The 13,861-nt window shown below is 35.1% G+C and carries 9 protein-coding genes and 2 tRNA genes; 4 read left to right on the top strand and 7 right to left on the bottom strand.

The genetic code is table 11. The annotated features are described in order from the left end of the window. Positions 1-299: 299 nt before the first annotated feature. Positions 300-1,808, bottom strand: a complete 1,509-nt coding sequence (locus EKM82_RS02715; protein WP_125766789.1) for a glucosyltransferase domain-containing protein — start codon at positions 1,806-1,808, stop codon at positions 300-302. 195 nt (positions 1,809-2,003) lie between these two features. Between EKM82_RS02715 and EKM82_RS02710 the strand changes: the two genes are divergently transcribed. Continuing rightward, positions 2,004-3,035 (top strand): acyltransferase, encoded by a 1,032-nt coding sequence (locus EKM82_RS02710; RefSeq protein ID WP_164508067.1) that lies wholly within the window; start codon positions 2,004-2,006, stop codon positions 3,033-3,035. Between the two features lie 200 nt (positions 3,036-3,235). Here the strand turns inward: EKM82_RS02710 and EKM82_RS02705 are convergent, their stop codons facing one another. The 5 genes from EKM82_RS02705 to EKM82_RS02685 all read right to left on the bottom strand — a co-directional run bounded on the left by EKM82_RS02705 (position 3,236) and on the right by EKM82_RS02685 (position 9,689). Next, a complete protein-coding gene (locus tag EKM82_RS02705) occupies positions 3,236-4,969 on the bottom strand; it encodes a glycosyltransferase family protein (protein WP_125766787.1) in 1,734 nt (577 codons plus the stop codon). A gap of 254 nt (positions 4,970-5,223) precedes the next feature. After that, positions 5,224-5,925 (bottom strand): GntR family transcriptional regulator, encoded by a 702-nt coding sequence (locus EKM82_RS02700; protein WP_125651196.1) that lies wholly within the window; start codon positions 5,923-5,925, stop codon positions 5,224-5,226. Between the two features lie 14 nt (positions 5,926-5,939). Further along, entirely contained in the window at positions 5,940-7,082 is a 1,143-nt protein-coding gene (gene nagA, locus EKM82_RS02695; protein ID WP_125766786.1) for an N-acetylglucosamine-6-phosphate deacetylase, read from the bottom strand. 102 nt (positions 7,083-7,184) lie between these two features. Continuing rightward, entirely contained in the window at positions 7,185-7,979 is a 795-nt protein-coding gene (proC, locus tag EKM82_RS02690; RefSeq protein ID WP_125766785.1) for a pyrroline-5-carboxylate reductase, read from the bottom strand. 108 nt (positions 7,980-8,087) lie between these two features. Continuing rightward, the gene (locus EKM82_RS02685; protein ID WP_164508066.1) at positions 8,088-9,689 is read right to left on the bottom strand and encodes an LTA synthase family protein; all 1,602 of its coding nucleotides are present in this window, start codon (positions 9,687-9,689) and stop codon (positions 8,088-8,090) included. A gap of 332 nt (positions 9,690-10,021) precedes the next feature. Here EKM82_RS02685 and EKM82_RS02680 point away from each other — a divergent pair, with 332 nt between their 5' ends. From EKM82_RS02680 to EKM82_RS02670, 3 genes are all read left to right on the top strand, one after another. Further along, positions 10,022-10,852 (top strand): metallophosphoesterase, encoded by an 831-nt coding sequence (locus EKM82_RS02680; protein ID WP_125766783.1) that lies wholly within the window; start codon positions 10,022-10,024, stop codon positions 10,850-10,852. Between the two features lie 73 nt (positions 10,853-10,925). Continuing rightward, positions 10,926-11,006, top strand: a tRNA-Tyr gene (locus EKM82_RS02675). A 7-nt stretch (positions 11,007-11,013) separates the two neighbouring features. Then, positions 11,014-11,085: transfer RNA gene (locus tag EKM82_RS02670), tRNA-Gln, on the top strand. Between the two features lie 375 nt (positions 11,086-11,460). Here EKM82_RS02670 and EKM82_RS02665 read toward each other — a convergent pair. Beyond that, the gene (locus EKM82_RS02665; RefSeq protein WP_125766782.1) at positions 11,461-13,296 is read right to left on the bottom strand and encodes an LTA synthase family protein; all 1,836 of its coding nucleotides are present in this window, start codon (positions 13,294-13,296) and stop codon (positions 11,461-11,463) included. Positions 13,297-13,861: the final 565 nt, after the last annotated feature.

The following is a 13,861-nucleotide window of genomic DNA, read 5'->3' as shown; positions in this document are numbered from 1 at the left end:
ATTCCTCTACTATGAAGAAGAACACCTAATATTCGATGATAAAGAAACAATTTTTGCTTTATACTCATCATATTGATTAGCAATTTAAAAATAAAATCGGTTCAACAAAATACTACAAAACCGGATAATCAGTAATTATTCGATATAAAAAGTCGAACAACCATCATAGATTGTTCGACTTTTTAAATAAGTAAGTACGCACTCCGTCAAGGAGAATATTGAAACGCTGTACACACAGATTAACTCTGTTAATTTTGTATTCGCTAATATGACAAAATTAACCGTCTTTTAGATTACTACTATTTCATTTTGACATATATTTGATCTTTTGAAGTATATATATCGTATAAAGAACTCTTGACCTGCAATTTTTTGTCATCCTTATCAAATTTCTTAAAATCAAATTGATTAATTGTCACATCTAAGTTGGTATAAGTATTAAATAATGTTGTATTCGGCCAAAAAATCGCATTATTGCTTTGAATAAGCTTGCCCAAAATCGGATAATTCCGCTCACTATTGCTTACAACTCGTGAATCATGAAATAGCGAGTTCATATTAACCACTCGTCGATCCGTCGTTACATATTCTTTTAAATCCGATGCTAAAAGCATACTTTGACGTTCGAAGGAATCCTTTTGAGAACTCAAATTTGCGGCAAAAACAAATGTAAATGATAGTGAGTAGTAAGTTAATAGTAAAACAAGAATTCCTGAGATTCTTTTTACAATTTTTGAATCTGCTTTTGCATTCGAAGTTAGCATAACCATCACAATTGAAATGAAGGCACCTAAACCGTATCCGTAACGTACACTTCGTTCTGCAAGTGGAAACTTAAAAATCAACAAAACACCATAACTAAAAATGGCAGCAGTAAGTAAATATATTCCCGACCAGATAAAGGCCTTAATCCGTCCAATCTTTGAACGTTTCATAAAGGTTATCACAAAAGCTACCAAAATTAATCCAGTTAAAAGAACCCATAATCTCGAACTATCCTGATAAATCGTGATAAAGTATGCACGTATATTTCTAAGAAATGTCCTTGGTAACTGTGTCATTTCAGAAATAGCAACAGCATCACCACGATTCGCTATTTCTGGATTGAAACTAGTTTCAATTACAAAACAGATCATAGCGAGAATATAGGAAATTGCTGCGATAAGAATTCTTTTGAAGTGTAGCAGTAACTTCTCGCCATCAATAATAGACTGAAAGTACAGACTTAATAGCACAACAATATATATTCCCGAAGACAACTGATAAGTATTACACATTAAAAACACGCCAATAAATGACATGATACCAAAGGTGATTTTATTTGATTTCCACCATAAAAAAGGAATCACAGAAAATAGTAAACTGAGCGCCATATAGGGGCTATCATATCTAAATGAAATACAGCCTAAAAACCAAGCATTAAGACCAAATAAAGTTGAAGAAATGATGGCCAGCCAAGAAAATTTATCATCAAAAACGTAAATAATAGTCAAACTTGCTAAACATAGGAAAATAGCACTTAGTATTGGTGTAACCAGGCCCATATCAGTTAGATGCCGACTTCCTTGAAAAAACCATGAAAAAATTTCACTTCCCCATCTACCATCAAAAAATCCAAAGTTTGTGTCACCATCAATTTGACGACGTGCATCATCTATATAGGGAAAGTTAACCAACCCAATCGTTATTAACGAAAGTAAATAAATAAATAAATTGACTAGTACCTTAACAATATTTTGCCTAAGTGCAAAATAAAAAGCTTTAAACTCAGCTTCAATAGATCCAAAAATACTTTTTTCCTGACTCATCAGTTAACCTCCTAGATTAGGTGAAACAGTATAAATCACTATTTTATGATAGCAAAGGCCGTCTATTTTGTTAATATCAAAGTTCTCCTCATTTATTTATGTTCAATCAAAATTGTTCGAGTATCAATAATTTTAATACCTTACTTTATAGTATACTTAATTACGTCACATTTATCGATAATCGGAGGGGCATCTATGACAACTAAACAGCGAGATGTACGTTATGACTTCTTACGCGTTATTGCTATGGGGTTGGTAATATTTACGCACGCAATCGGCACAGTTCCTATCGAGGGTGGTCTAGGCAATCATCCATTTAGAGAAATTATCGTAACATTTATTTTTATTTGCAATCCGATATTCTTTATGATGAGTGGCCATTTCAATCTCCATTTTAAGGGACAATCTATCACAGATTATAAAAATTATTATTTTAAAAAACTAGTTGGTATCGTATTACCGCTTATTTTATATGAAATCATTTATTATACGATATCTTTTTATCTTATCCCTACTCCAGAAAATTCTCCTTCATTTATCCACGGCTTATTTATAAGCATTACTCAAAACTATTTAAGTAGTTATTTTTGGTTTATGTATACCTTGATTGCTTTTCTACTTGCTGCTCCCTTTCTATCAAAAATGCTAGATGCCTTCAGCCCTGTTGATGAGCAACAATTCATAATTGTTCTACTTTTAGTTCAGCTTGTTGGTTGGTTACTGAAATTATTTAATATTAACTTTGCTGTAAATAGTTATCCTTTTTCAGGATGGATAATTTATTTTTTATTAGGCCGTCTATTGGAAAATACAAAAGCCATTGGTAAATTAAAAACTCTAATAGTTGTTTTATTGGTTTCTGGAAGTAACTTACTGCTTACTATGACATTCCCTGAAGCAACAAATTGGAATTTATATGATCTTTCTAGTCTATATATCTTATTCTCAATTGTTGTGTACTTAGCACTTCTAAAAAGCCATTTTGTCGCCAAACTTGGTAAAACCAGAATTATAGCATTTTTATCTCAGTATTCTTTTGGAATTTACTTAATTCATGGTAGTATTATGATGTTGTTCATCAAGGTAATTCATAGCGGTAATACAATAATCAATATTTTAGGTATTGCCTTAGCTACGTATTTTACCGCTGTGGTTATTAACCTTGCCATTGAAAAAATAATCTTGATACCAATTCAAAGATTTCTTTTAAAAAAATATTTGAATTGATTTTCTTAATTAATCTATTCTCTAATTCAAATAAAAGCTGTTTGATTAATTAGGGTCCTAATTGTCATTTTTTGCACGGAAAAACATGAATACTGGCAATATATTCATGCCTTAATATCATCATAAAATGACAAGCACGTCTATGACATTCAATTGTGAATGTCATAGACGTGCTTTTTTAAACACTAGTAAAAAACAGATTATTGCCTATTAGTGTTAAATTTTATTCTTGTCACCAAAACGCCAATACTCAAACACCAGATAATAATTGAACTAATATAAACTAAGTTCATTATTTGAGGATTACGAATCTTTATAGTTAACTGTTTGGTACTAGGTGTTTTCACTTCTAAAGTATGACGATCACTAACTCTTGTAGTTAAAACACCACTATCTGCAATTATAGAATAATTCATATTAGGATAATACCAAATTGGTAGGTTAACCCAACCTGTTTGCTTCTCATTAAAAGTAAACACAAGCTTATTATTTTTATAACTGGTTTGAAAATTGTTTACCTTGGTCTTATTCACAAACAGTTCATGATCATTAACAGAATTTATTTGTTTATCTGATTTAGAATCGTTTTTCTTTGTTTGCGGTATATATTCAGGATAGGAATATATCCGATAGAATGAATGATCTAATAATGTATCGTTAGAAATTTTCGTATTTTCACTATAGTTAGCAATAGAATTGAAGTTATTCATATTAATTGTTGCTTGAACTTCGCTAAAATTGTGAAAGTTTCTCTTAGTAATATAATTACTTGTTTGGTAACTCGCGGTGAGTCCAACGCTGCCTAGCATAACAATCAGTAAAAAGTTGGTTTTATTCATACCCTTATCTGTAAATATTATTACCACGGCAATGATTAGAATAAAAGGTACTAATCTGGTTGGAAACTGAATAATCGAGATTGGTGTCTTCTGTAATAATTCCCAAGGAAAAAAAGGTGAAATCATAAATTGACCAGCAAAAATAATTAGAATTACGACCTTGGCATGTTGGCTAAATTGTTTGAGATTCATAACCAACAATATATCAACCACTAGTAGTACACCAAAAATTGGCGGTGTTGCTGCTCCAAATATTGTTGGATTAGTTAATGAATGAATCATCGACTCAATATTCAAGGTACCATCTGCTAATGAAAATTCGTGTACACTTGATAAGTGTACCTTAGAGAAGGAAAGGACACTAACGAGTGTTGGCAACGATAATAAAATACTAACTACTGCAGCAACCACTGTTTTAAATAGGGTCAATAGCTTTTTATTACTGCTCATCCACAAATAGATAAAATAAACTAGTAATACACCAACCATTATAACAGCATTCAGTAAGTGAGTATTTAAAACGAACGAAACCGAGATTGCCAAAGATATGATATAAGACCAAGCATTAGTTTCAAATAACTTTTTTAAAGAGAGTAATGCCATAGGTAATGAGAAATAAATACTCCAAACCCCAAATAAGTTCAAGGAAGAAGAATAAAAGATATTAATGAACGTAAATGTCGCAAAAACGGCAGCTAACGCTTGTAGCTTAGAAGCATGAAACCTCTGGAAAATAAAATAATTTAAAACACTTCCCAATAAAATGAAAAGAAAAATAATTGTTTCATACTGTGCAATTGGTTTCAAACCCGATGTTATAAAAATTAAAGGCAGTAAACTAAAATTGGGATACATACCATTGATAGCCTGCCCAGTATTGGCAAAACTATGAATATTAACCATCAGGGGCATATGTAAACTCTTCAAATATGCCGTCATATCATGTATTCTGCTCAAATGAAAATAAGTATCTGATCGCCAAGTCATCGTCGATTGACAAATTGAAATACCAAATAATAATCCGACAAACAAAACTATCATTATCACGTTAAAAACATCACTTGTACTTAAATATCTTTTTATTCTATGTACCATTATTTCCTCTTCTGTTGACTTTATATGTTTCACAAATGCACTACCATAATTGTACCAAATTAAATCATACTATGTTATAAACATAGAAGATTTTATTCTAACAAAATAATATTCTCACGAAATACAAACTAGCTTAACAAACAATTTCCTTTATTTAATAAAAATTCCCATACAATTTTAAAAATTGTATGGGAATCCTTTGAGCCACGTTGCTGAGCAAACATTTCTTCGTATTCTTTAAATAAAAGTTAGATTTATTTTTCTAAATAAAATTCAAATCGTTCGCCGGCATATTGCGTGCGCACATATTCAAACGGTCGGCCATCAGATAAATAAGTGATCTGACGTAAACGCAGGATTGGGTCGCCGCGTTTTAGGTCTAAATAATCAGCAATATTTTCTGATGCTAATGTCGCTGTGACCGTCTGCTTAGCAGCACCGATTTGATAGCCGCCCTTTTGTTCCATCGTGGCATAAAAGGAATCGGTCACTTCAGCGCGACTAAAATCTTTCACCATACTCGCTGGAATTGTGGTGACTTCAAAACTGATGGGCACACTGTCCGCCAAGCGAATTCGTTCCATGCGAACCACCCGATCATTCTCTTGCAGGTGTAGGCGTTCCTGCTCACTTAATGATGGACTGGCCATCCGGTATGAAATCGTTTGACTTGAAGGAAATTTGCCTTGAGAGCGCATGATTTCTGTGAAACTAGTTGTTCCCGACATCACTTCTTGAACCTTTTGACGGGCTACGTAGGTACCAGCGCCGACACGACGTTCAAGAATACCTTCTTCAACTAATGTTTGTAATGCCTGACGTAACGTCATGCGGCTCACTTTGAACTGGGCGGACAATGCCCGCTCAGAAGGAATTCGATCGCCGACTTTCCAGACGCCAGCTTCAATATCCCGCTTGATTTGATTATGAATTTGAATATATACAGGTGAATCCACTGACAACGGCCTCTCTATTCTGGATGATTCTCATTACCGTAGCTATAAGTTGCTTTTAAGTTCATGTTTTGGTCAATCAAGTTCATATCAGCATCGCGACCAACTTCAAGAATCCCTTTATGATCCAAGTGGAATTCTTCAGCTTGGTTAACACTGCTCATTAAAACAGCTTCATACATTGAACAGCCAGTGAAGCTTTGAATGTTCTTGAATGCATCGATGAATTGTAAAACAGAACCAGCCAAAGTGCCATCAGCCAAACGTGCTTGTTTGTCTTTGACGAAAACTTTTTGACCACCTAATTCACTTTCACCTTCAGGCATGCCCTTTGAACGCATTGAGTCAGTCACTAATTCAATCCGATCGGCACCCTTTTGATCAAAGGCTAAACGAATCATATCAGGAACGATATGGAAACCATCACAAATCAATTCGGCGTGCATATTATCTTCCAACATGGCATGACCAGTCACACCTGGTTGACGATGTTTGAATTCACGTTGGGCGTTGTATAAATGAGTGACATGAGTTGCTTTACTATTCAATAATTGTTCACGAGTGGCATTACTGTGACCAACTGAAGGCACAATACCATTGGCGATACAATAATCTTCAAATGCAGCTGAACCAGGATCTTCTGGAGCATAAGTAATCAACTTAACTAAACCGCCAGATAATTCGTTCCATTCACCTAATAATTTAACGTTAGGATCCTTGATATATTGTTCTGGTTGAGCACCTTTGTAAACAGGTGAGATGAAAGGACCTTCCAAATGGACGCCCTTAATAATTGGGTTTTTAGCAGCGGCTGCTTTAACACCCTTCATGGCATGAGCGATGTTCTCATTTGATTGTGTCATTGTTGTCGCAAACAAAGTTGTGACACCCTCATTACGCATCATTTTAGTTGCCATCGTATCGATTTGGTCAGGATCGCCATCCATGGCATCGTAGCCATAACCACCATGGGAATGAACGTCAATGAAACCAGGAATAATGGTTGTTCCTTGAACATTTTGAATTTCGTCATCAGCTTCAGCCTTGTATTCAAAAACAGGGCCAACCGCTAAAACTTGTTTATCAAAACGAATGTAGCCATCCTCAATTACTTGATCACCGGTGTAGATTTTTGCATGCTTTAAAACTTTTGCACTCATGAAGACATCTCCTTATTAGTATTCCAATAATAGTATAGGTGGTATAGACCAAAAAAGCAAACTTCAATCATTAACAAAATCCACTAAATTAATTAAAAATAATTATTCAGAATCCTTGGCAATCGTCGCATCAACTGCCTTGGTGATAGCTGGCTCAAATCCAGCCTCCTGAAGTGCCAATAATCCAGCAATTGTCGTTCCACCTGGCGAAGCCACCGCATCGGCTAGATCCCAAGGTGATTGGCTACTCTGTTGAACTAACTGGGCACTACCAGCAACCATTTGCGAAACAATTGCCACAGCTTGTTTCTTCGTCAAGCCGTACTTAACACCGGCATGAGCCAAAGCATCAATAAACAAATAAACAAATGCGGGAGCACTACCAGCTAAAGCGACAAATGTGCTGAAATCCGGCTCAGCTAATGGTAAAGTTGAACCAATTTTGCCAAATAGTTGTCGGGCAATTGGTAACGCTCGTTCTTGCGCACTTTGATTGGCTGCCAGTGCAGTAATTCCTTGTTTGATTTGAACGTTCAAGTTAGGCATGACGCGCACGATTGGAACTTGTTCGCCAACAATAGCTGCTAAATCGGCCAAACTAACGCCTGACAGTAACGAGAACAATGGCTGATTCTTTTCTTGAAATAAATCAGTTAAATCTGTTAAAACTGCTGCCTTCTGTTGAGGTTTCACTGCCAAAATCACTACGTCAGCGCCAGTGACTACCGCCTGATTATCGGCCATAATTTGTAGACCATTAGCTTCAGCAAAAGCTTGATAATTTGCTAAATGGCCACCATGAACCAAAATATCAGTCGGTGCAACCGCCTCCGCTTTAATCAAGCCCAAAATAATTGCTTGGGCCATATGACCAACACCAATAAATCCTAATTTCATTGCGGACAACCTCCTGTTAAATCGTTATAGACCAATTTTAACATAAAATAAGGGCACCCGTTCAGGATTACTTTTGCAAATAATCGCGAACAGATGCTCAATAATTAACTATTTAGTCCGTTTGGCATACATAAACTGGTCATTATAGAATTTGGACGATTGCGCCAGTTCATCATTAACATCATTAAAACCATCTTTTTCAGCAACTGTTTTTTTGTTCGATAATAGATTAGTACCTATTCCTAAGCGATTGCCATCAATTTTGACACCCATTGCGGCCAAGGTTGTTGGAAACATATCATAGGTACCATACATTCGATTTCTGGTTTTAACCTTTTTCTGATCAACTGGCGCATTTAAAATCAAATTGAAGGTACGCCGTTTACTATCTTTAACGCCATGTTTTTTATAATAATCAGCATCCATCGATAAATGGTCACCGTGGATAATCACCGTTGTATTATCATAGAAGGATTGTTGCTTCAACCATGTCACAAATTCGACTAACTGCGTATCAGTAAATGCAATCACATTTGAATACTGATCACTATACTTTTGTGGCATATTTGCCTCAGGGTAGCCACCAATATGGTGAGTATTCGCTGTTAACATTGTAAAATTAAATGGTTTGTCACTCGCAGCCAGTTTACTCAAATCTTGCTGCGCGTAGGTAAATAGTTTAGAGTCTTCATAGCCCCACCAAACTCGATAATCTTCAGGAATACGTTTGTCTTTCTTGGCTTGTAAATAGTCATCAATAGTCACGTGACCATGCTGAGTGAAATATGACCGTCGCCCACCGAAAGTTGCATCCGAGCCCATTAGAATCGTTTGCTGGTAACCCTCTTTTGCTAAAATATCGTTTAACGTGGTTGCTCCCGGCAAGAACTGCTGCTTAGCGCTATTCGCATAATCATTTCCCTGCACAGGAACTTTGAGTGGCAAGCCCGATGTTTGGGCAACCATACCAGCAATCGTCCAACCAGTACCATTAAACTGATGGGCACCACCAAATTTTTTGGACGTGTCGGAAAAATGAATGCCTTCATTCGATAGCTGAGTCAAACCTGGCAAGAGATTTGTGGACATTTGACCACCATCAAGTTTATCAATGCTACTAGATTCAAGCGATTCCACATAAATATAAATTAAGTTGCGTTTTTTCTTTGGAAAAGTTAATTTTGTTTTCTCTGGATCAACATAATTTTCCTCAATAAACGTTGAAGAAGCGGTGAAATATTTGTAAAATCCACCAATATTAATATTAATCGCAGCAAATGTTAATGAAATAATACTGCCAATCGTAATCAGTGCGGCGACGGACCACCGAATAACCTTTGGCTTGGGCAAACCTTGAAACTCGACGTTAAAAAGAACAAGAGCTATTAGAAATAAGGTAATAAACGTCATCAATGTTTTTAGCAGCGGACCATTTAAAAATGACAACATGAAACTCTGGTCAGCGCCCTCCATTGGCTGCTTTAAATTATAAATTATTTGTTCTGGATTCAATAAACCGAAAGTAGTTGTAGTCCAGTAACTTGCAGTGGTTAGAAAAACAGTCAGAGCGGCCACAATCGCTGCCAATAACGCTTTTAAATACGACTTAGCTGACAGTTGTTCGATACTGATAACAGTTAGCCATTTTGATAAATGGAGCCAATGATCAATTGCTAGAATGAGCGCTTCGATAGCAATAATTGTTATCAAAAATTCAACTGTAAAAATTAAATCAAATGGACTCTTAGGACCAAAAATCCATTTTTTCCAAATAAATTTAAACGCTAATAAAATTCCGACAATATTAATAACTAGATTGAATAAGAGTTTTGCGAGTAAAGAAGTAGCACTTATATCCTGCCTCTTTACCATAAGGACTAGCGGCAACAATAATCCAATAAATACTGTAAAATAACTAATATAAATCACTGTAGTAACTTCCTCATTGTTTTTATTTACCATTAGATAAGATATGGACTAGCATAACATGTTTTAATTACAATGACATATTTATTCAGAAAATTTGGAAAGGAGCGACTAAAATGAATATTGCAATTTCGAGTGATAATCATTTTGATATTAATAAGGCAGCAACCAGTAAAATTGTTTTTCTCCAAGCCAGCTATTTAAAACAACTAGCCATAGATTACTATTTCATCACAGGCGATTTATTTAATAACTTTGAACAAACCATAAATTACGTTGAACAGCTACAGCGAGAAGTAGGCAGTGTTCCCAAAATATATTTTATTGCTGGTAATCACGATATGCTGAATGGCGTAACCTATGCTGAACTCGAAAGGCCCAACCTGCATCCGCAATATTTACATCATCGAATTCTTCAGATTCCTCATAAAAACTTAAGTGTTGTCGGTAATAATGGTTGGTATGACTATTCATTCTCTGATCAAATTGGCGACAACCAAAAGTCTACTGCCGAAATTCTTCGCTGGAAGCAATCCTTCTGGGTCGATCAAAAAATTGATTCACCAATAAGTGACCAGGAACGAATGCAAAACGTTTTGCAACAAGTCGAGACCGATTTTAAACAAGTTACACGGCAGCACGAGAAAGTTTTGTTTCTAACTCATTTTGTCCCGCATCAAAATTTCATCTTTGATCAATTGGATCATCCACGCTGGCAAACCATCAACGCCTTTCTTGGTAGCAAACATCTCGGAGATTTAATCGAGAAATATCCGGTTCAATACGCCGCTTTTGGGCATTTGCATATTCGTCATCTACCGCAAACAATTGCCAACACAACCTATATTCATCAACCTCTCGGCTATGGCGTTCGTCGAGCTTTTGAATGGCAACAAACCGATTTTCTAACTGAATGGCAACGAACTTTAAAAATTTTAGTAGTTTAACACGATTTTTTTACAAATAGCCTTGAAATGAAGTCAAATTTTCGGTATTATATTTAAGTCGGTTAGTGCTAACGGAGGAGTAGCGAAGAGGCTAAACGCGGCGGACTGTAAATCCGCTCCTTCGGGTTCGGTGGTTCGAATCCACTCTCCTCCACTTTCATTGGGCTATGGCCAAGCGGTAAGGCAACAGGTTTTGATCCTGTTATGCGTTGGTTCGAATCCAGCTAGCCCAATAAAATATTTCTTTTTAACGTCATGTGAGAACATGATGTTTTTTTGTATCAACTGATAATCCAATAAGTCATCACGGAATAATAACTTTTAGTTATTCTGTCTTTCTCTCCTTCCTGCTTATTACAATATATATAACAATTTAACGTTTACGCACTATACTTATAGTTTTTTAATTTTACCAATTATAAAAAACATCTTTCAACATAATGTTAACGGGTTTCCGCTAATAACATTGTATTGAAAGATGCTTCTTTAGTCCTAGCTAATCTGCGTTTCCAAAGAAGTCAAAACATACTCTAATATGTTTAGCGTAAGGAAATGCTTTCAAATATGAATAATCCTTGATCTAAGAATATTATCTCGATGAAACATAACTATTTTTTATTAAGGATAAACTTGTCATTGTAAAATTTCGAAGTTAGCGCCAATTCATCATTCACTTTATCAAATCCATATTTTTCAGGAATCGTTGCTTTATTGGAGAACAAATTAGTTCCTAGCCCCAGACGATCACCATCGATTTTAGCACCAATAGCTGCCAAAGTTGTCGGAAACATATCAAACGTGCCAAACATCCGTTGTTTATCATTGATATTCTTATTCTTAATCGGTGCATTTAAAATGAGATTAAATGTGCGCCGTTTATCCACCGGTACATTTTGTGAAGTATAAAAATCCTGATCCATTGAAAGATGATCACCATGAATAATGATAGTAGTATTATCGTAAAAAGGCTGCTTCTTTACCCAATTAACAAAATCAACAATTTGAGTATCATTATAATTAATCACATTAGCATATTGCTCTCCATACTTCTGTGGCATTTTTTTCTCTGGATAACCATCTGGAAAATGCATATTAGCAGTTAGCATTGTGAGATTAAATGGTTTGTCACTGGCGGATAAAGTCGTTAAATCATCTTGGGCAAAATCAAACAATTTTGAATCTTCATAACCCCACCAAACATGGTAATCCTTTGGAATTCGTTTATCCTTTTTTGCAGTCAAATAATCATCAATTTTAACATCACCATGTTGTGAGAAATACGCACGTCTACCACCAAAAGTTGCATCTGACCCCATCAGAATAGTCTGCTGGTATCCTTCTTTTTCCAGAATATCATTTAGCGTTGTAGCACCTGGCAAAAACTTATTTTTTGAGCTTTGACCATAATTATTCTCAGCAGTCGGGACTTTTAGAGGTAAGCCAGCGGTTTGTGCAACCATCCCTGCAATCGTCCATCCAGTTCCGCTGAACTGATGTGCACCACCAACTTGCTTATTGGTATCAGAAAAATTAATTCCTTCTTTTGCTAAATTAGTAAGTCCCGGCAATAAATTTTCTGATAACTGTCCCCCCTCCAATTTATCTATATTGCTAGATTCTAACGATTCAACGTAAATATAGATTAAATTTCTTTTCTTCTTCGGAAAGGAAATTTTTGTTTGATTTGGTGAAACGTAATTTTTTTCAATAAAATCGGATGATGATGTAAAGTATCGATAAAAACCAACGGCATCAATATTTATTCCTGCCAAAACGATGAGTATAATGCTTAGAATACTTGTTATACCTATAGACGCTCGACTTACTACTTTTTTCGAAAATGGTCCTGAAAACGTACTGTTAAGCATGATTAATAAAATCGGAAATGATACAAATAATGACATGATGCTCTTCAAAAGCGGACCGCTTAAGAACGAAAGAAAGAACTGCTGATCAGCACCCTCCATGGGCTGTGTCAAATTATAAATAATTTGTTCTGGATACAAAATTCCTCTTGGATAAAGCTCCCCAAAAATATCTGTTGCCCAATAACTTGATAAGTAGAGGAAAACACCAATAAAAACAAGTAATGAAAACAGACTTGCCTTAACAAAAGTACGTGGACGAATTGCTCTTATAGCTTTAATTTCAAATATTCGAAAAATATGAAAAAAGTGCTCTAACAATCCAAGAATAACTTCAATAATTACCCCAGCAATGAGAAATTTCATTGTAAACTTAAAATCAAATGGACTAGCTGTGCTGCTATAAAGTGGCAATTTATAGACATATTTAAAAATAAGAATAATACCGCCCATAGTAATTAAAAGATTTAACAGACACTTTAGCAAATAATTAGTTCTTGCTAAATTTTCATGGGAAAAGCTGTTTATAAGTGGAATCACTAAACCGATAAAGGTAACGAAAAAACTAATATATATCATCGCCAATATTCCTCCTTGATATCTGTCTAGTTTAGCACACTATCACTTATTTTTATGAAAATTAAATAAATAATAATCTTTCAATCAGAGATTATTATTTTGTTCAAAGCTTGTGGGTACAACTTCTGATGTTTAATGCACACATATAAATCCGTGTTTGACTCTATACACTAGGTTTTCTGATTTGACAAATTAGTCGCCGTTAAATACACCAGTTACGTTTTAGCTTGAAATAACGGACATGATAATATCTCAGTAGCCGAATGTAATTATCACCCCTACCACTTATTGACACGTTTTATTATCAGATCTAAATTGCCTAATAAAAAAACCGAATAAGCTAGAACGTTACCTGAGCTCAATCGTAATTTAAAGGGTTCACGTCATTATGTGTATTTTCTATTATCTGTACACCAATACGATTTGGAAAAAACTTTTTATCACTAATACTTACTTTGCAACCACATAAGAATCTATGAATATTCGGCCATTTTTCAATATTGCCCACTATACTCCTAACACATATCACAATAATAAGGCCTATCTCAATAATTCGAGATAGGCC

The organism is Lapidilactobacillus wuchangensis, assembly GCF_003946645.1.
Lineage (GTDB): Bacteria > Bacillota > Bacilli > Lactobacillales > Lactobacillaceae > Lapidilactobacillus > Lapidilactobacillus wuchangensis.
The sequence above is the reverse complement of the archived record's forward strand: the minus strand, read 5'-3'. Positions and strand labels throughout refer to the sequence as shown.